We start from the raw sequence: 17,419 nt of genomic DNA, 5'->3' as shown, positions 1-17,419 counted from the left end.
ATCGTGCTTCAGGCCAGGTAGCCATCCGCGCGCAGCAGGGTTTCCAGGCAGTGTTCGGTGATGTGGTAGAAGGCCTTGAGCTCCTGGATTTTCTCCAGCAACTGCGCGTTGTCCACAGGCTCGGCGCGTTTGACCGCAAGAATCATCTTGTTCTTGTTGGTGTGCTCCAGTGAGATGAACTCGAACACCTTGGTCTCATAACCACAGGCTTCGAGGAACAACGCACGCAAGCTGTCGGTGACCATTTCCGCCTGCTGGCCCAGGTGCAGGCCGTATTGCAGCATCGGCTTGAGCAGCGCCGGGCTCTGGATCTGCAGGCGGATCTGCTTGTGGCAGCACGGCGAGCACATGATGATCGACGCGCCGGAACGGATGCCGGTGTGGATCGCGTAGTCCGTGGCAATGTCGCAGGCATGCAGGGCGATCATCACGTCCAGCTCGCTGGGCGCCACGCTGCGCACATCACCGCATTTGAACACCAGCCCCGGATGCTCCAGGCGGGCGGCGGCGGTGTTGCAGAGGGTCACCATGTCTTCGCGCAGCTCGACGCCGGTCACTTCGCCTTCGGCCTTGAGGGTGTTGCGCAGGTAGTCGTGAATGGCAAAGGTCAGGTAGCCCTTGCCCGAGCCGAAGTCGGCGACGCGCACCGGCTGGTCCAGCTTCAAGGGTGACGAGGTGAGCGCATGGCTGAACACTTCGATGAACTTGTTGATCTGCTTCCACTTGCGCGACATCGACGGGATCAGCGCCTGCTTGGCGTCGGTCACGCCCAGGTCGGCGAGAAAGGGTCGGCTCAGATCGAGGAATCGATTCTTCTCACGGTTATGTTCAGCCGACGGCGCTTCACGCAGTTGCTGCGGCTTGCTTTTGAACAGTGAGCTTTTGTTCTTTTTGCTGTATTCCAACTGGGCTTCGTCAGTCAGCGACAGCAGGTGCGCATTCTTGAACGAGGTTGGCAGCAACTCGGCAATCGCCGCCACACCTTCCGCCAGCAGGAAGTTCTTGGTGATGTCGCGGGTCTTGTAGCGGTAGACGAAGGACAGGCACGCCTGTTCCTTGACCGTGACCGGCTTGATGATCAGCCGATGCAACTCGGCTTCCTCACCGACGTACTTGGCCAGCACCAGCTTGATAAAGGCGTTCTGCGCGAGGCTTGCGCTGAGCAGTTCGACGAACTGGGCATGATGATCCGGCGCAGGACGGGCAGGTTGAGCGGTGACAGACATGAACTAAAACGCCTCGGGCAGGGAATGCCGGGCATTTTAGGGGGGATAGCGGTTCAGGGCACGGGGTTATTTGACTAACGGTCAGTGTATTGCCGACACAAAACCCACATTTAGAACTGCACTGTCTGGATTACTCGAGTACGACCAATCGATTCGGCAGTTCGTTACGCGTCTGCGTCACCGGCACATGCACCTTCAACAACTCGCCACAGGCCTCGATGCAACTGATAAACCCAGCCAGTGTCTGCCCCTGTTTCACCTGCTGGGTAAACGCCTTGACGATCACATCCCAGCTGCTGTCATCCAGGCGTTTGGAAATGCCGTCATCCACCAGGATCTCCACGTACCGCTCTGCCTCGCTGACAAAGATCAGCACGCCGGTGCTGCCCAGCGTGTGGTGCAGGTTCTGCTCCAGGAACTGCCGCCGCGCCAGGTTGGACGCACGCCAGTGGCGCACCGAACGGGGGATCAACCGCGTGGTGACCTTGGGCAGGCGGAACACCAGGCACAACACGATGAATGTCGCCCATTGCGCCAGCAACAAGGTGTACATGGTCAGGTAACCCGACAGGTAATGCACCACACCGGGCACCACCAACGCGATCAGGCTGGCCCACAACAGTGGGATGTAGGCGTAGTCGTCGGCGCGGGCGGCCAACACGGTCACCAGTTCCGCGTCGGTGGTTTTCTCGACGCGGGCGATCGCTTCCGCGACTTGGCGCTGCTCGTGTTCAGTCAGTAATGCCATGGTTGTCGTTGCTCTCTCATTATTATCATCACCAGCCGCCTGAAGCCCCGCCGCCGCCAAAGCCGCCACCGCCGCCCCGGAAACCACCACCGCCGCCCCCGCCACCACCGCCACGGCCGCTGCTGCTGAGAATCGCCAGCAAGATAGCGCCCACCGGCAGCCCCATGCGATTGCACAGCCACAACACGCCGATCAGCAGGATAAACAGGCCAATGGAAAACCCGGGATTATCCTTGGCAAAGTTGGCATCCGCCACATGCGCCGGCACGGCCAGCGGCTCGCCGCCCACCACCTGCACCATCGCCGAAACGCCGTCGCTGATGCCCTGGCTGTAATTACCGGCCTTGAACTTAGGCGCGATCACTTGGTTGATGATCACCCAGGACTGCGCATCGGTCAGCGTGCCTTCGAGGCCATAGCCGACTTCGATGCGCAATTTGCGCTCATCCCGGGCGACGATCAACAGCGCGCCGTTGTCCTTGCCCTTCTGGCCGATGCCCCATTGGCGGCCGAGTTGATAACCGTAATCCTCAATGGGCACGCCCTGCAGGTCTGGCACCGTGACCACCACGATCTGGTCGCCACGGGTTTGCTCCAGTGCCTGCAATTGCTGGGTAATCTGCTCGCGCACCGCCGGGTCGATCATCTGGGCGGTGTCCACCACCCGCCCGCTCAACGCCGGGAAGCTCAGCGCCGCCTGGGCCACGCCCACGCAGGCCAACAACCACAGCGCCAGGCCTATCCGTAATAAACGCATCGACACCTCAGTGCAGCCTTATTTGAACTTCACTTGCGGCGCTTTATCGGCATCGGCGCTGGTGGCTTCAAACGTGGCGCGGATCGGCAAGTCGCTGTACATCACGCTGTGCCACAGGCGGCCCGGGAAGGTGCGGATCTCGGTGTTGTAGGCCTGCACTGCCTGGATAAAGTCGCGGCGGGCCACGGCGATACGGTTTTCAGTGCCTTCAAGCTGGGATTGCAGGGCCAGGAAGTTCTGGTTGGCCTTCAGGTCCGGGTAGCGCTCGGACACCACCATCAAGCGGCTGAGTGCACCGCTCAAGCCGTCCTGGGCCTGTTGGAACTGCTTGAGTTTTTCCGGATTGTCGAGGGTGCTCGCATCCACTTGGATCGAGGTGGCCTTGGCCCGTGCTTCAATCACGGCGGTGAGGGTGTCCTGCTCATGGGCAGCGTAGCCCTTGACCACTTCCACCAGGTTGGGGATCAGGTCGGCGCGGCGTTGGTATTGGTTTTGCACCTGACCCCAGGCGGCTTTGGCCTGTTCGTCCAGGGTCGGGATGTTATTGATGCCACAACCGCTCAGCACTGTGCTGATCAATAGCAGCGCCGCGGCTTTCAAGCCCCAGCGGTAACCTTGTGCTGCTTGCATGGTGTTTCTCCTGCCCAATCTTGATGGAATGTTACGACTAACCCTATACACCGCGCGCTTGGGGCATAATCCGCCACCACTGGAATGCATCGAACCAATCAGCTACAAAGATGCCCAGCGCGAAAAAGAGTTCAGAGTGTGCTGCATTTATCTGAACAACACCCGAACAACAATAGACGCTCCCCACATTTTGGCCGATCAGCGTAATTGCTGTGCAGTGAGCCGAAAAAGGATATTCATGAAGAAGCTGTGTTTGCTCGGCCTTGTTGCCACTCTGGCCACCCATCCCGTCTGGGCAGAAACAAAGCCTGCTGCGCTTAAGGACAAGGACGCCTTCGTCAGCGACCTGCTCAAGCAGATGACCCTGGATGAAAAGATCGGCCAATTGCGCCTGATCAGCATCGGCCCCGAGATGCCCCGTGAGCTGATCCGCAAGGAAATCGCCGCCGGTCGCATCGGCGGCACGTTCAACTCCATCACCCGCCCGGAAAACCGTCCGATGCAGGACGCGGCCATGCGCAGCCGCTTGAAGATCCCGATGTTCTTCGCCTACGACGTGATCCACGGCCACCGCACGATTTTCCCGATCAGCCTGGCGCTTGCCTCCAGCTGGGACATGGACGCCATCGGCCGCTCCGGGCGCATCGCCGCCCAGGAAGCCGCCGCCGACAGCCTCGACATCACCTTCGCGCCGATGGTCGACATCTCCCGCGACCCACGCTGGGGTCGTACGTCCGAGGGCTTCGGTGAAGACACCTACCTGGTCTCGCGCATTGCCGAAGTGATGGTCAAGGCGTTCCAGGGCGTGAGCCCCGCGAATGCCGACAGCATCATGGCCAGCGTCAAGCACTTCGCCCTGTACGGCGCGGTGGAAGGCGGCCGCGATTACAACGTGGTCGACATGAGCCCGGTCAAGATGTACCAGGACTACCTGCCGCCGTACCACGCGGCGATCAAGGCCGGTTCCGGCGGCGTGATGGTGGCGCTGAACTCGATCAACGGCGTACCCGCCACCGCCAACACCTGGCTGATGAACGACCTGCTGCGCAAGGACTGGGGCTTCAAGGGCCTGGCCGTGAGCGACCATGGCGCGATCTTCGAACTGATCAAGCACGGCGTGGCCAAGGATGGGCGCGAAGCCGCCAAGCTGGCAATCAAGGCCGGCATCGACATGAGCATGAACGACTCGCTGTACGGCAAGGAATTGCCGGGGCTGCTCAAGTCCGGCGAGATCGAACAGAGCGACATTGATAACGCCGTTCGCGAAGTGCTCGGCGCCAAGTACGACATGGGCCTGTTCAAGGACCCCTACCTGCGTATCGGCAAAGCCGAGGACGACCCGGCCGACACCTACGCCGAAAGCCGCCTGCACCGCGCAGAAGCCCGCGACATCGCGCGCCGCAGCCTGGTGCTGCTGAAAAACCAGAACAACACCCTGCCACTGAAAAAATCCGCGACCATCGCCCTGGTCGGCCCGCTGGCCAAGGCGCCGATCGACATGATGGGCAGTTGGGCCGCTGCCGGCAAACCGGAACAATCGGTCACCCTGCTCGACGGCCTCAACGCGGTGATTGGCGAAAAAGGCAAGATCATCTATGCCCGTGGCGCCAACATCACCCAGGATAAGGCCGTGGTCGACTACCTGAACTTCCTCAACTTCGATGCCCCTGAAGTGGTGGATGACACCCGCCCTGCCCAGGTGATGATCGACGAAGCGGTCAAGGCCGCCAAGGAGGCCGATGTGGTGGTCGCCGCCGTGGGTGAGTCCCGTGGCATGTCCCACGAATCCTCGAGCCGCACCGACCTGAACATCCCGCAGAGCCAGCGCGACCTGATCAAGGCCCTGAAGGCTACCGGCAAGCCGCTGGTGTTGGTGCTGATGAACGGCCGTCCACTGTCGATCCTCGAAGAGAACCAACAGGCCGACGCGATCCTGGAAACCTGGTTCGCCGGCACCGAAGGCGGCAACGCGATTGCCGACGTGCTGTTTGGTGACTACAACCCGTCAGGCAAGCTGCCGATCACCTTCCCACGCTCGGTGGGGCAGATTCCCACCTACTACAACCACCTGACCATCGGCCGGCCGTTCACCCCAGGCAAGCCGGGCAACTACACCTCGCAGTACTTCGATGACACCACCGGGCCGCTGTTCCCATTCGGATATGGCTTGAGCTACACCACGTTCAGCCTGTCGGACATGGCGCTGTCGTCCACCACGCTGAACAAGACCGGCAAGCTCGATGCCAGTGTCACCGTGAAAAACACCGGCAAGGTGGATGGGGAAACCGTCGTCCAGCTGTACATCCAAGACGTGGCCGGCTCGATGATCCGCCCGATCAAGGAGCTGAAGAACTTCCAGAAGGTCATGCTCAAGGCGGGTGAAGAGCGCACGCTGCACTTCACCATCACCGAGGAGGACTTGAAGTTCTACAATACCCAGCTCAAGTTCGCGGCAGAGCCGGGTGAGTTCAATGTGCAGATCGGGTTGGATTCCCAGGATGTGCAGCAGCAGACCTTCGAACTGCTCTAACGCCTGATGCGGTCAGAACATGTGGGAGCGGGCGTGCTCGCGAATGCGGTGGATCAGTCACTGTTTTTAGTAACTGACACGCAGCCTTCGCGAGCACGCCTGCTCCCACATTTCGATCGAGGTGACCTGATTAGCCGCGTCGGTCAAGCAAGTTGACCACCAACCGATCAATCCAGCCCCACACCCGCTGCTTCACCCGTCGCCACAACGGCCGCGACTTCCACGCCTCCAGGCTGACCGCCTGGCTCTGGGTAAAATCCCGTTCGAAACTGCCCGCCACGGCCTCGGTCAATGCCGGGTCCAGCGCTTCCAGGTTGGCTTCCAGGTTGAAGCGCAAATTCCAGTGATCAAAATTGCACGAGCCGATGCTTACCCAATCGTCCACCAGCACCATTTTCAAGTGCAGGAAGCACGGCTGGTATTCAAAGATCTGCACGCCCGAACGCAGCAAGCGCGGGTAATAACGGTGGCCGGCGTAACGCACGGACGGGTGATCGGTGCGCGGGCCGGTGAGCAACAAACGCACGTCGACGCCGCGCCCGGCGGCACGGCGCAAGGCACGGCGCACGCTCCAGGTCGGCAGGAAGTACGGTGTGGCCAGCCAGATACGCTGCTGGCTGCTGTTCAAGGCGCGGATCAGCGATTGCAGGATATCGCGGTGCTGGCGGGCATCGGCATAGGCCACCCGACCCAGGCCGGGGCCCGTCGCCGGCACCTTGGGCAACCGCGGCAAACCGAAATGGGTGGCGGGTTTCCACTCCCGACGAGCTGCATTGGCATGCCATTGGCGATCGAACAGCGCCTGCCAGTCCAAAACCAGCGGCCCGCTGATCTGCACCATGACTTCATGCCAGTCGGCGCTGTCGTTGCCTGGCGTCCAGAATTCATCGGTCACCCCGGTGCCGCCCACAAAGGCCATGTCCTGGTCAATCAACAGCAGTTTGCGATGATCGCGGTACAGGTTGCGCATCCAGCGGCGCCAATTCAGACGATTGTAGAAACGCAGCTCCACACCCGCGTCCGTCAAGCGTTTGCGCAACCCGAGGGTAAACGCCAGGCTGCCGTAATCATCGAAGAGGCAGCGCACCCGCACGCCGCGCTCAGCGGCGAGGACCAGTGCCTGCACCATCGCTTCGGCGCAGGCACCGGCTTCCACCAGGTACAACTCCAGCTCGACCTGCCGCTCGGCGCGGGCAATGCCCACCAGCATCTGCGGAAAAAAATTCGGCCCATCGATCAGCAATTCGAAACGGTTGGCGCTGCGCCATGGGAACACCGCGCCGCTCATGTCAGCGCGCCGTGAAAATCAGCACCGCACCCACCGGCACCGACAGACTGATCGACTTGAGCCCCGCCGCCTTGCGCAACGCTGCCACGCCCGGCGCCAGGTCGAAGTCCTCGGCATGCACCACCAGCGGTTCCAGGGTCACCACCTGGAAACGCCGGTCATCCAGGCGCGTCGCCAGCAGCTCGGCGCTGTAGGTCTGGGTCTTGCCGTGCAGGGTCACGGACAACGGCAGGCGCAATTCCAATTGCGCACCAGGGGCCAAATCGTTGATCGGTTGCAGGTTGATCTGCGCGTTGATCAGCGCGTCTGGAAACGTCTTGATCTCGAACAACTGATTGCGCATGCGCTCGTCGCGCAGCGGAACGCCGCTGTTGACCGACTCCAGCTCCACCTCCAGTTGCGCCGCGCCCTTGCTGTCGACTTTGCCGTGCAACACCAGGAAGCGCTGCACTTCGGCGATTTCGGTGTTCTTGGTGGTGACGAACGACAGGCGCGAGGACTCGTTATCCAGATACCAGTCGGCATGGGCAGGCACAGCGGCGGCGGCCAAGAGGGCGAAGGCCAGGGGTTTGATCACAGAAGCGTTGAACATTGAAAACTCGCGGGGCGAAAAACCTGAACGAACCTTAACCGTCCATTGGAGCGGAAGCAAAGTCTGTGATGAGCGGGCGTGGAATCCCGGGAAAGAACACGCGACAGCGTCGTCAAACAATTAGTCGGCGCTTTTTTGTGCCTGCTGTTTGTGCTTTATCGCGACTGTACGTGGGAGGCCTTGTGCCTGCCGAGTTGCTTCTTCTCGGATTCCAACCTGCGTACAGCTGCCACCCCCACGCTTGGAATCGTGACTGGCAGCTCTTTTTGGTTGTACCAAAGGAGCAAGCTATGCCGTACGAAATACCCTCAGCCGAAACTATCGGCGCCGCGACCTTTGCAGATTGCGGAGAAAACAAAAGCCATTTGAAAGTGTTCCGTGTCAACGCAGGGGTTCCGCTGCTGGAAGCCCTTGAACACGCCTCGCACGTGCTTTATTACGCAAAAATGCTCTCGCTTGAGGCCGCCATGGACCCCAAGGCGGAGAAGTTCGCTTTCGCCTCGCACTATTTGGGTGAAATGGGCAAAGCGATCATTGATGATCTGCTGTTGGCTATGCAACCTGGCAGCCCAGCCACGTAGTAAGTCGTTCGCGCCCGATGCAGTGCATCGGGCGCCTACCAGTGCTTCTCTCATTTCCAATGATTAGTGCAAATCCCCTGTGGGAGCTGGCTTGCCTGCGATAGCGGCAGGTCAGTCAACATCACTATCGCCTGTGCCGCCATCATCGCAGGCAAGCCAGCTCCCACATGGGGTCGCGGTGTGTCAGGGGTTCAAGCGGCAGCCCTGCCGATCCCCCAACCACCGTGCACTGTGCGTACGCCCCAAACCGCTGGCCGTGACTTCACTGCGCTCGGGGTTATCGGTAAAGGCACTGGTGGGCACGTACTGCTTCACATACCCCCGGCAATACTCCGCCGGGTTGTTCGCCACATACCGACACGAGCAATACTCCTTGGCCGTATACGCCGCGATGATGTCGGGGAAAGCTTGCAGGTTGACGCGCTCGTGCCAGATCCACCCCAGCAGGGCGAGCAACAGCAGCAGAAACAGGCTGGTAAACGGACGACGACGGATCATGGCTGCACCGCCGCAAGCACGCGTTTAAGCAGTTCGTTGTGGCGATAGCTGCCATCGCGATCATCGCCGTAGCGTACGATCACTAGATGTTCTTCAGGCATCACAAACAGCGCCTGACCCCAATGGCCGAGGGCCGCAAAGGTGTCGGCGGGCGCGTCTGGCCAGGGCCGTGGCGCACCTTGGTTAAGCCACCAGTGACCGCCGGGAACGGCTTCGTCCTGGCCGGCTTTGTAGTTATCGAACGGCTGACGGTTGAAGGCAACCCAGTCTCTGGGCAGCAACTGGTGTTCCCCCCAACGGCCGTCCCGTGCCATCAACAGGCCGACACGCGCCAGGTCGCGAGCCGTGAGGTAGGCGTAAGAGGAAGCGACGAAGGTTTCATCGGCGTCGGTTTCCCAGGTGGCATTGCGGATCCCCAATGGCTTGAACAACGCATCCCACGGGTAACTCATATACGCCTTATGCCCGAGCATGCCTTTGAGGGTGGCGGACAGGATGTTGGTGTCACCGCTGGAGTACCGGAACACCTGGCCCGGTGCAGTGGCGGCCTCGGTATCGGCGGCAAAGTCAGCCATGTCGCCGCGGCCACGGGTGTAAAGCATCGCCACCACCGAAGATTTCAGTGGCGCGTATTCATAGTCTTCCTGCCAGTCGAGGCCCGAGGCCCAGTGCAGCAAGTCGGCCATGGTCACAGTCGGGTGCTGCTTCATCGACGGGTAAAAACGCGCGGCGGGGTCGGTCAATTTGAAGCGGTTTTCGCCGTAGGCCACGCCCAGCACGGTCGCCATCAGGCTTTTGCTGACGGACCAGGTGAGGTGCGGAGTGCTGGCGGTGGTGGGCGTGGCATAGCGTTCGTAGACGACCTGGCCGTCGCGGATCACCAACAATGCGTCAGTGCGGATGCCTTGGCGGGTGGCGTCGTCTCGCGCCGGAAAAGCGTAAGCATCCAGAGCATCAACTGCGGGACCCGAGAGCGGTGTGCCCTTGGCCCATTCCTTATCGGGCCAGGTTTCGGCGTAAGCGGCAACGGTGACGAACAACAGGGCAACGCACAACAGGCCTCTGACCATGGACGCAAACTCAAGGGGGCATTCAAGCCCGCGAGCCTAGCCGAGGGTGATGACAGATTTGCGACATGGAGGGCTGTCATCCAAGCGTCACCATAACTTCATGGAGATGACACCGGGCCTCCATAGCCTGACTTTGGACAACAAAGTCGACCGGCCGAAATCGTGGCCGGCACTCGGAGACTCGCCATGACTCAGATCGCCCGCATCAGCGACACCGGCAATGAACGCCGTCTGCAAGCCGAACGCCTGGTTGGCGCGCAGGCGTTGCAGGAAGCCCAGGCCCTGCGGTTCAACGTGTTCAGCGGCGAATTCAACGCCAAGCTGAAAGGCGCGGAACTGGGCCTGGACATGGATGACTATGATGTTCACTGCAGCCACATCGGCGTGCGGGACTTGAACAGCGGTCGACTGGTGGCCACCACTCGCTTGCTGGACCACCAGGCTGCCAGCACCTTGGGTCGGTTCTACAGCGAAGAAGAATTCAGCCTGCATGGCTTGCTCCACCTGCAAGGCCCGATCCTGGAAATCGGCCGCACTTGCGTCGATCCGGCCTACCGCAACGGTGGCACCATTGCCGTGTTGTGGGGCGAGTTGGCCGAAGTGCTCAACCAGGGTGGCTACAGCTACTTGATGGGCTGCGCGAGCATCCCGATGCACGACGGCGGCATCCAGGCTCACGCGATCATGCAGCGCCTGCGCGAACGCTACCTGTGCAATGAACACCTGCGCGCCGAACCGAAAAAACCCCTGCCGGCGCTGGACCTGCCGTCCAACGTGATCGCCGAAATGCCGCCACTGCTCAAGGCTTACATGCGCCTGGGGGCGAAGATCTGCGGCGAGCCGTGCTGGGATGAAGATTTCCAGGTGGCCGACGTGTTTATCCTGCTCAAGCGCGATGAGCTATGCCCGCGCTATGCACGCCACTTCAAGGCGGCCATGTGATGAGCCGCCTGCGCGTGTACGGGCGCATTGCCCGCGTACTGCTAGTGGTGGCACTGGGCTTGAGCATGGCCAGTGTATTCGGCGTGTTCGAACGGTTGGGCGTGGCCAACTCGATGGTGCGCCGCCAGCGCTGGTCGCGGTTCTTCATGGCGCGGCTGACCAACGCCCTGCCCTTTCGCGTGACGGTGCACGGTGAGTTGCCGCAAACGCCGATGCTGTGGGTGAGCAATCACGTGTCCTGGACCGACATTCCCCTGCTGGGCATGGTGACGCCGATGTCGTTCCTGTCCAAGGCCGAAGTGCGTACCTGGCCGGTGGCAGGCTGGCTGGCGGCCAAAGCCGGCAGCTTGTTTATCCGCCGGGGTTCGGGCGATAGCCAGTTGATCCGCAAGCAGATGACCCGTCACCTGGAGCAACAACACCCGCTGCTGATGTTCCCCGAAGGCACCACCACCGACGGGCGCAGCCTGCGCACTTTCCACGGGCGTTTGCTGGCCAGTGCGATCGATGCGGATGTATGCCTGCAACCGGTGGCGATCCGTTATCTGCGTGAGGGGCAAGTGGACCCGCTGGCGCCTTTTATTGGCGATGATGATTTGTTGTCGCACCTGATGCGCTTATTTGCCAACGACCAGGGCGATGTGGAAATCCATGTGCTCAAGCCAATTGCCTGTGCCGGGCAGGAACGCGCGGCGCTGGCGTATCAGGCGCAGCAGGCGGTGCAAAAGGCGTTGTTTGGGCCCTTGCCCGAGGCAGAACAGATCGCGGCTCGACCGGCATTCGCGGCATAAAGCGGGCATGGTCAACGTGTGGGAGCTGACTTGCCTGCGATAGCGGTGGGTCAGCAACACATGTATCAACTGGCAGACTGCAATCGCAGGCAAGCCAGCTCCCACCTTAAATCGATGGCGTCAGTCGGGAGTGTGCAAAGGCCTGCAGCTCGGGATAGAGCAACCGGAAGTCTTCACTCAGCGGCTCATACAACTCGCGCAATTCCTGCATGGCATGCCCCAGTTCCTCGGGCTGTGTCAGGCGCCGGGCGATCCCGCGCAACACCTGCTCCATCACCGCAAACTCGCGGTAGGAGCCCAGCCAGTCATCCGCCGCCATATACGGTGCAATCTGCGCCAGCCGCCCCGGCAACTGCGGCTCGGCCGCCAGCACGCGGTAAACCTGCGACGTGAAATGCTCAAGGGGCTGGTCGGCATACAAGGTCCAGTCCCGCGCCAGGCAGTGATCGAAAAACACATCGAGGACGATCCCGGCATAGCGTCTACGGGTAAGGCTGAAGCGCGACAGCGCCTCCCCCACCAGCGGGTGGCTGTCGGTGAAGCGGTCGATGGAACGATGCAGCTGGATCGCCGATTCAATTTGCGGGCTGAACTGGCCCTGCAGGCGGCCTTTGACGAAGTCGCCATACAGGCTGCCCAGCAGTTGCGCAGGAAGTTGGCCGCCCAGGTGCAGATGTGCGAGATAATTCATGGCGCGCAGTCTATCACTGCCCTCAACGTATCGTTATAACCCGATATACCGATTAAGCCTAGGCTCAGACCAAAATCATATTGGTCTATCGGGATAGACCGATATAAAGTTCGCCTCATCGCGATATAACGCTGTACAAAACCGAGCATCTGCCATGTCCATCGACCTCGACGAAATAATAAAAGCCCTGGCACACCCAGTACGACGAGACATCCTCACCTGGCTGAAAGACCCCAAAGTGCAGTTCCCCGAACAATTGCACAACCACGAATACGGCATCTGCGCCGGGCAGATCGACCAACGCTGCGGCTTGTCCCAGTCGACCGTGTCAGCCCACCTGGCCACCCTCCAACGCGCCGGGTTGATCAGCAGCCAGAAGGCCGGCCAGTGGCACTTTTTCAAACGCAACGAGGACACCATCCAGGCGTTCCTCGCGGCGCTCACCACCGAACTCAGCGCGGACGACAACGCCGCGTTGTAACAAGGAAACGATAATGCCCCTCTCGCTACTCATACTGGCCCTCAGTGCCTTCGCCATCGGCACCACCGAGTTCGTCATCATGGGCTTGCTGCCCGATGTGGCAGCGGACCTGGGTGTGTCAATTCCCGGCGCCGGCTGGCTGGTGACCGGCTACGCCCTGGGCGTGGCCATCGGCGCGCCCTTCATGGCGCTGGCCACCGCCAAGCTGCCTCGCAAGGCGGCCCTGGTAGCGTTGATGGGTATCTTCATTATCGGCAACCTGCTCTGCGCCCTGGCCAGTGACTACAACGTGCTGATGTTTGCCCGTGTCGTCACCGCGCTGTGCCACGGTGCGTTCTTTGGTATTGGTTCGGTGGTCGCCGCCAACCTGGTGCCCGCCAACAAGCGAGCTTCGGCCGTGGCCCTGATGTTCACCGGCCTGACCCTGGCCAACGTGCTCGGCGTACCGCTGGGTACCGCACTCGGCCAGGAAGCCGGCTGGCGCTCGACCTTCTGGGCAGTGACGGTGATTGGTGTGGTGGCGTTGATCGGCCTGATCCGCTTCCTGCCCGCCAAGCGTGATGAAGAGAAACTCGACATGCGCGCCGAACTGGCCGCCCTCAAGGGCGCCGGCATCTGGCTGTCGCTGAGCATGACCGCGCTGTTTGCCGCGTCCATGTTCACCCTCTTCACCTACGTAGCGCCGCTGCTCGGCGATGTCACCGGCGTGTCGCCCAAGGGCGTGACCTGGACCCTGCTGCTGATCGGCCTGGGTCTCACCGTGGGCAACATCATCGGCGGCAAATTGGCGGACAAACGCCTGGCGGCCACCTTGATCGGCGTGTTCATCAGCATGGCGGTGGTCTCCACGGCTCTGACCTGGACCAGCGTCGCCGTGATCCCGACCGAAATCACCCTGTTCCTGTGGGCCACCGCGTCGTTCGCCGCCGTGCCGGCGTTGCAGATCAACGTGGTGACCTTCGGCAAGGCCGCACCGAACCTGGTGTCCACCTTGAACATCGGCGCTTTCAACATCGGCAATGCCCTCGGCGCCTGGGTGGGCGGCAGTGTGATTGCCCACGGTTTCGGCCTGACCCGCGTGCCCTTGGCCGCAGCGGTCCTGGCGATCCTCGCGCTGTTGGTGACCCTGATTACTTTCCGCCAGACCGGCGATGCCGACCTGGCCCCTGCGACCCACTGATCCACTTCAAAGACAAAGGTGCTTTCCCCATGACGACTATTTTCGATCCGATCAAACTGGGCGACCTGGAACTGTCGAACCGCATCATCATGGCGCCGCTGACCCGCTGCCGTGCCGACGCCGGTCGTGTGCCCAACGCGCTGATGGCCGAGTACTACGTGCAACGCGCCTCCGCCGGGCTGATCCTCAGCGAAGCCACGTCCGTGACGCCGTTGGGCGTAGGCTACCCGGACACACCGGGCATCTGGTCCAACGATCAGGTGCGCGGCTGGGCCAACGTCACCAAGGCGGTTCATGGCGCGGGCGGCAAGATCTTCCTGCAACTGTGGCACGTGGGCCGTATTTCCCATGAGTCGTACCTGAACGGCGAAACCCCGGTGGCCCCGAGCGCAATCCAGCCTAAAGGCCACGTCAGCCTGGTGCGCCCATTGGCCGACTACCCGACCCCCCGCGCCTTGGAAACCGCTGAAATCGCCGACATCGTCGACGCCTACCGCACCGGTGCCGAGAACGCCAAGGCCGCCGGTTTCGACGGCGTGGAAATCCACGGCGCCAACGGATACCTGCTCGACCAGTTCCTGCAGAGCAGCACCAATAAGCGCACTGACCAGTACGGCGGCTCCCTGGAAAACCGCGCTCGCCTGTTGCTGGAAGTCACCGATGCAGCCATCGAAGTCTGGGGCGCTGGCCGTGTGGGTGTGCACCTGGCACCGCGGGCCGACGCCCACGACATGGGCGACGACAACCTGGCGGAAACCTTCACCTACGTCGCCAGCGAACTCGGCAAGCGTGGCATTGCGTTCATCTGCTCCCGTGAGAAAGAAGCCGGCGACAGCCTCGGCCCACAACTCAAGAAAGCCTTCGGCGGCGTGTACATCGCCAACGAACGCTTCACCAAGGACAGCGCCAACACCTGGCTGGCTTCGGGCAAAGCGGATGCGGTGGCCTTCGGTGTGCCGTTTATTGCCAACCCGGATTTGCCAGCACGCTTGAAGGCAGATGCGCCGCTGAACGAAGCGCATCCGGAAACCTTCTATGGCAAAGGCCCAGTCGGCTACATCGACTACCCGACCCTGGCGCTGTGAGGTAAAAACTGAAATGAAAAAGCCCCGGTTCGCAGGAACCGGGGCTTTTTTACGCCTATCTTGTCGAGTACGCGGGACCTGAGAGCAATACTCCTTCACAACCGTGCAACAAAATCGCTACAAAATACTTAGGCGGCTACCTATCAACCGCTGGACAGCCCGTATATAAAGTCACCCCACTAATCAGGCGGAAGGACGATTGACTGTCCTTGGGCTTTACTGTTGACACAACCTGATGCAATTACGCATTTTGTCTTAATTGCGCAGACTGGGGCTCCAACGCAGCATGTCCAGCCCCGCATCCACCCAGCGTTCGGCTTCCTGATGTAACTGGAAGCTGTCGGGAACCAGCAGCCACTGGCCGATCAGCCCGTTGATGTAGGCATGGATGCACACCGCGCCACGGGTGGTATCAAGATTTTCCGGAAGTTGCCCGCGGTGGACCGCGTTACGCAAGGTCAGGCCGATGCGCAGGTTGCATTCGAGGCTATGGGTCTGACGTTGGCGACGCATGTCGCACATTTCATCGGTGAATTCGCACTTATGAAACAAGATCTCGTTGATGCGCCGGGTTTTCGGGTCCAGGGCCACTTGATGAAACAAATGAATCAACAGTTTGCGCATGCAGCCCAGCGGGTCGAGTTCGTCCTCGCTTTCACTGGCCCTGGCCAACTCGTCCAGCGGCTCATGCAGCGTGTCGAGCAGCGCCTGCAGCAAATCGGATTTGTTACTGAAATGCCAGTAGATGGCACCCCGCGTCACACCGGCCAGCGCGGCGATGTCCGCCAGCGTGGTCCGCGCGACGCCGCGTTCATAGAACGCTTGCTCGGCGGCTTGAAGAATCTGGCTGCGCGTTTCCTGAGCTTCCTCTTTGGTGCGACGAACCATGGCAGTACAACCTCAATCAGGACACTTGGGACTATCGTTAACGCAGAATTAACCGCCAGTACCGATAATCCGAATATTTGTGGGACGACACCGTCATGGGTGCCGAACGTAATGGAATCGAGGCTTTGGGCGTTGCTTTGTCAACACTCCGCGCAGCCTGTCAAGAGTTTACAAACAACCATGAACGTAAGTATATTGCGTAGCAAGCTACTTATCTACTCAGTGTTTGTTTTTTACCCTTCCACCCTTCTTGTGCGCATCCTGCGCGCCTGACCCGAGGATCTTCATGCAACTTAAGCCAGCTGTTACCGCTCTGGTCACTGCCGTCGCCCTGGCATCGCTGCTCAGCGGATGTAAAAAGGAAGAAGCGGCTCCGCCCGCTCAAATCCCTCAGGTCGGCGTGGTCACTATCCAACCGCAAGCCTTTACGCTCACCTCCGAATTGCCGGGTCGCACCACCGCGTACCGCATTGCGGAAGTGCGACCGCAGGTCAACGGCATCATTCTCAAGCGCCTGTTCAAGGAAGGCGGCGACGTGAAGGAAGGGCAACAGCTCTACCAGATCGACCCTTCGGTGTATGAAGCCACCCTGAAAAGTGCACAAGCGAGCCTGACCCAGAGCAAGTCGATCAGCGACCGCTACAAGCAGTTGGTCGATGAGCAAGCCGTCAGCCGTCAGGAGTACGACACTGCCGTCGCCAACCGCATGACGTCGGAAGCCAACGTGCAAACCGCCCAGATCAACGTGCGTTACACCAAAGTGTTCGCGCCGATCTCCGGGCGTATTGGTCGTTCTTCGGTGACCGAAGGCGCACTGGTCAGCAACGGCCAGGCCGATGCCATGGCCGTGATCCAGCAACTGGACCCGATCTACGTCGACGTCACACAGTCTTCGGCAGAAATGCTGAAACTGCGCCGCGACCTGGCCAGCGGCCAACTGGAAAAAGCCGGCGACAACGCCGCCAAAGTCAAGCTGACCCTGGAAGACGGCAGCGCCTATGGCGTGGATGGCAAGCTGGAGTTCTCCGAAGTGTCGGTCGACCAGACCACCGGTTCCGTGACCCTGCGCGCCGTGTTCCCGAACCCTGACCACACCTTGCTGCCGGGCATGTTCGTTCACGCCCAGTTGCAAGCCGGTGTGAACAGCAAGGCAATCCTGGCCCCGCAGCAAGGCGTAACCCGTGACCTGAAGGGCACTCCAACAGCGCTGGTCGTCAACGCCGACAACAAGGTCGAGCAGCGCGAACTGGTGGCCAACCGTACTTACGGCGCCTACTGGCTGGTGGAAAAGGGCTTGAACGCCGGCGACCGTGTGATCACAGAAGGCTTGCAGTACGTCAAGCCGGGCGCCGAGGTCAAGGTCAAGGCGGCCGACAACGCCAAACCTGCTGACGCCGGCAGTGCTGCTGCTCCTGCTGCCGCTGCTGGCAAAGGGGAGTAA

Annotated in this window: 18 protein-coding genes; 8 read left to right on the top strand and 10 right to left on the bottom strand. The window is 61.0% G+C overall.

The window, feature by feature from the left end:
* Positions 1–8 precede the first annotated feature (8 nt).
* The 4 genes from PF1751_RS06820 to PF1751_RS06805 form a co-directional block, all read right to left on the bottom strand.
* Entirely contained in the window at positions 9–1,226 is a 1,218-nt protein-coding gene (locus PF1751_RS06820) for a class I SAM-dependent methyltransferase (RefSeq protein WP_044286749.1), read from the bottom strand.
* A 130-nt stretch (positions 1,227–1,356) separates the two neighbouring features.
* Positions 1,357–1,974: a TPM domain-containing protein gene (locus PF1751_RS06815; protein WP_010212282.1), complete on the bottom strand. Its 618-nt coding sequence runs from the start codon at positions 1,972–1,974 to the stop codon at positions 1,357–1,359.
* Positions 1,975–2,002: 28 nt separating this feature from the next.
* Positions 2,003–2,731: a TPM domain-containing protein gene (locus tag PF1751_RS29630; RefSeq protein WP_010212285.1), complete on the bottom strand. Its 729-nt coding sequence runs from the start codon at positions 2,729–2,731 to the stop codon at positions 2,003–2,005.
* A gap of 18 nt (positions 2,732–2,749) precedes the next feature.
* Positions 2,750–3,361, bottom strand: coding sequence for a LemA family protein (locus PF1751_RS06805; protein WP_010212287.1), 612 nt, complete (start codon positions 3,359–3,361; stop codon positions 2,750–2,752).
* A gap of 238 nt (positions 3,362–3,599) precedes the next feature.
* Here PF1751_RS06805 and bglX point away from each other — a divergent pair, with 238 nt between their 5' ends.
* Positions 3,600–5,891: a beta-glucosidase BglX gene (gene bglX, locus PF1751_RS06800; RefSeq protein WP_010212288.1), complete on the top strand. Its 2,292-nt coding sequence runs from the start codon at positions 3,600–3,602 to the stop codon at positions 5,889–5,891.
* Between the two features lie 130 nt (positions 5,892–6,021).
* Here the strand turns inward: bglX and PF1751_RS06795 are convergent, their stop codons facing one another.
* Together PF1751_RS06795 and PF1751_RS06790 are read right to left on the bottom strand one after the other, a co-directional pair.
* The gene (locus PF1751_RS06795) at positions 6,022–7,179 is read right to left on the bottom strand and encodes a phospholipase D-like domain-containing protein (RefSeq protein WP_021492369.1); all 1,158 of its coding nucleotides are present in this window, start codon (positions 7,177–7,179) and stop codon (positions 6,022–6,024) included.
* 1 nt (position 7,180) lies between these two features.
* Positions 7,181–7,771, bottom strand: coding sequence for a YceI family protein (locus PF1751_RS06790; protein ID WP_010212292.1), 591 nt, complete (start codon positions 7,769–7,771; stop codon positions 7,181–7,183).
* A 290-nt stretch (positions 7,772–8,061) separates the two neighbouring features.
* Here PF1751_RS06790 and PF1751_RS06785 point away from each other — a divergent pair, with 290 nt between their 5' ends.
* Positions 8,062–8,352 (top strand): DUF3077 domain-containing protein, encoded by a 291-nt coding sequence (locus tag PF1751_RS06785; protein ID WP_010212293.1) that lies wholly within the window; start codon positions 8,062–8,064, stop codon positions 8,350–8,352.
* Positions 8,353–8,535: 183 nt separating this feature from the next.
* Here PF1751_RS06785 and PF1751_RS06780 read toward each other — a convergent pair whose 3' ends face one another.
* Positions 8,536–8,850, bottom strand: coding sequence for a hypothetical protein (locus PF1751_RS06780; RefSeq protein WP_010212295.1), 315 nt, complete (start codon positions 8,848–8,850; stop codon positions 8,536–8,538).
* Entirely contained in the window at positions 8,847–9,920 is a 1,074-nt protein-coding gene (locus tag PF1751_RS06775) for a serine hydrolase domain-containing protein (RefSeq protein WP_044286748.1), read from the bottom strand. The genes PF1751_RS06780 and PF1751_RS06775 overlap by 4 nt, the downstream gene beginning before the upstream one ends.
* 186 nt (positions 9,921–10,106) lie before the next feature.
* Between PF1751_RS06775 and olsB the strand changes: the two genes are divergently transcribed.
* Both olsB and PF1751_RS06765 read left to right on the top strand, forming a co-directional pair.
* A complete protein-coding gene (gene olsB, locus PF1751_RS06770; RefSeq protein ID WP_003172415.1) occupies positions 10,107–10,862 on the top strand; it encodes an L-ornithine N(alpha)-acyltransferase in 756 nt (251 codons plus the stop codon).
* Positions 10,862–11,653, top strand: a complete 792-nt coding sequence (locus PF1751_RS06765) for a lysophospholipid acyltransferase family protein (protein ID WP_010212301.1) — start codon at positions 10,862–10,864, stop codon at positions 11,651–11,653. The genes olsB and PF1751_RS06765 overlap by 1 nt, the downstream gene beginning before the upstream one ends.
* Before the next feature lie 106 nt (positions 11,654–11,759).
* Here the strand turns inward: PF1751_RS06765 and PF1751_RS06760 are convergent, their stop codons facing one another.
* Positions 11,760–12,344, bottom strand: coding sequence for an acyl carrier protein phosphodiesterase (locus PF1751_RS06760; RefSeq protein WP_044286747.1), 585 nt, complete (start codon positions 12,342–12,344; stop codon positions 11,760–11,762).
* Between the two features lie 154 nt (positions 12,345–12,498).
* On the opposite strand from PF1751_RS06760, the gene PF1751_RS06755 reads away from it, so the two are divergent.
* Genes PF1751_RS06755 through PF1751_RS06745 form a run of 3 tightly spaced genes read left to right on the top strand, consistent with a single transcriptional unit; the run spans position 12,499 to position 15,090 of the window.
* Positions 12,499–12,825, top strand: a complete 327-nt coding sequence (locus tag PF1751_RS06755; protein WP_010212305.1) for an ArsR/SmtB family transcription factor — start codon at positions 12,499–12,501, stop codon at positions 12,823–12,825.
* Positions 12,826–12,838: 13 nt separating this feature from the next.
* The gene (locus tag PF1751_RS06750) at positions 12,839–14,005 is read left to right on the top strand and encodes an MFS transporter (protein ID WP_010212307.1); all 1,167 of its coding nucleotides are present in this window, start codon (positions 12,839–12,841) and stop codon (positions 14,003–14,005) included.
* Positions 14,006–14,034: 29 nt separating this feature from the next.
* Entirely contained in the window at positions 14,035–15,090 is a 1,056-nt protein-coding gene (locus tag PF1751_RS06745) for an alkene reductase (protein WP_010212309.1), read from the top strand.
* A gap of 255 nt (positions 15,091–15,345) precedes the next feature.
* Here the strand turns inward: PF1751_RS06745 and PF1751_RS06740 are convergent, their stop codons facing one another.
* The gene (locus tag PF1751_RS06740; protein WP_010212311.1) at positions 15,346–15,978 is read right to left on the bottom strand and encodes a TetR family transcriptional regulator; all 633 of its coding nucleotides are present in this window, start codon (positions 15,976–15,978) and stop codon (positions 15,346–15,348) included.
* Positions 15,979–16,264: 286 nt separating this feature from the next.
* On the opposite strand from PF1751_RS06740, the gene PF1751_RS06735 reads away from it, so the two are divergent.
* Positions 16,265–17,419 carry an efflux RND transporter periplasmic adaptor subunit gene (locus PF1751_RS06735; protein WP_010212312.1) on the top strand — a complete coding sequence of 385 codons (1,155 nt, stop codon included), beginning with the start codon at positions 16,265–16,267 and terminating at the stop codon, positions 17,417–17,419.

The sequence above is a fragment of the Pseudomonas simiae genome, assembly GCF_000934565.1.
Classification (GTDB): domain Bacteria; phylum Pseudomonadota; class Gammaproteobacteria; order Pseudomonadales; family Pseudomonadaceae; genus Aquipseudomonas; species Aquipseudomonas simiae.
This window is presented reverse-complemented; position numbering and strand designations above follow the sequence as displayed.

Bases quoted from the DNA above. Each gene is read 5' to 3' on its own strand.
- PF1751_RS06755 (WP_010212305.1), top strand. From the start codon at position 12,499: ATGTCCATCGACCTCGACGAAATAATAAAAGCCCTGGCACACCCAGTA.
- PF1751_RS06785 (WP_010212293.1), top strand. From the start codon at position 8,062: ATGCCGTACGAAATACCCTCAGCCGAAACTATCGGCGCCGCGACCTTT.
- PF1751_RS06780 (WP_010212295.1), bottom strand. From the start codon at position 8,850: ATGATCCGTCGTCGTCCGTTTACCAGCCTGTTTCTGCTGCTGTTGCTC.
- PF1751_RS06795 (WP_021492369.1), bottom strand. From the start codon at position 7,179: ATGAGCGGCGCGGTGTTCCCATGGCGCAGCGCCAACCGTTTCGAATTG.
- olsB (WP_003172415.1), top strand. From the start codon at position 10,107: ATGACTCAGATCGCCCGCATCAGCGACACCGGCAATGAACGCCGTCTG.
- PF1751_RS06815 (WP_010212282.1), bottom strand. From the start codon at position 1,974: ATGGCATTACTGACTGAACACGAGCAGCGCCAAGTCGCGGAAGCGATC.
- PF1751_RS06745 (WP_010212309.1), top strand. From the start codon at position 14,035: ATGACGACTATTTTCGATCCGATCAAACTGGGCGACCTGGAACTGTCG.
- PF1751_RS06805 (WP_010212287.1), bottom strand. From the start codon at position 3,361: ATGCAAGCAGCACAAGGTTACCGCTGGGGCTTGAAAGCCGCGGCGCTG.
- PF1751_RS06775 (WP_044286748.1), bottom strand. From the start codon at position 9,920: ATGGTCAGAGGCCTGTTGTGCGTTGCCCTGTTGTTCGTCACCGTTGCC.
- PF1751_RS29630 (WP_010212285.1), bottom strand. From the start codon at position 2,731: ATGCGTTTATTACGGATAGGCCTGGCGCTGTGGTTGTTGGCCTGCGTG.
- PF1751_RS06820 (WP_044286749.1), bottom strand. From the start codon at position 1,226: ATGTCTGTCACCGCTCAACCTGCCCGTCCTGCGCCGGATCATCATGCC.
- bglX (WP_010212288.1), top strand. From the start codon at position 3,600: ATGAAGAAGCTGTGTTTGCTCGGCCTTGTTGCCACTCTGGCCACCCAT.
- PF1751_RS06765 (WP_010212301.1), top strand. From the start codon at position 10,862: ATGAGCCGCCTGCGCGTGTACGGGCGCATTGCCCGCGTACTGCTAGTG.
- PF1751_RS06750 (WP_010212307.1), top strand. From the start codon at position 12,839: ATGCCCCTCTCGCTACTCATACTGGCCCTCAGTGCCTTCGCCATCGGC.
- PF1751_RS06790 (WP_010212292.1), bottom strand. From the start codon at position 7,771: ATGTTCAACGCTTCTGTGATCAAACCCCTGGCCTTCGCCCTCTTGGCC.
- PF1751_RS06760 (WP_044286747.1), bottom strand. From the start codon at position 12,344: ATGAATTATCTCGCACATCTGCACCTGGGCGGCCAACTTCCTGCGCAA.
- PF1751_RS06735 (WP_010212312.1), top strand. From the start codon at position 16,265: ATGCAACTTAAGCCAGCTGTTACCGCTCTGGTCACTGCCGTCGCCCTG.
- PF1751_RS06740 (WP_010212311.1), bottom strand. From the start codon at position 15,978: ATGGTTCGTCGCACCAAAGAGGAAGCTCAGGAAACGCGCAGCCAGATT.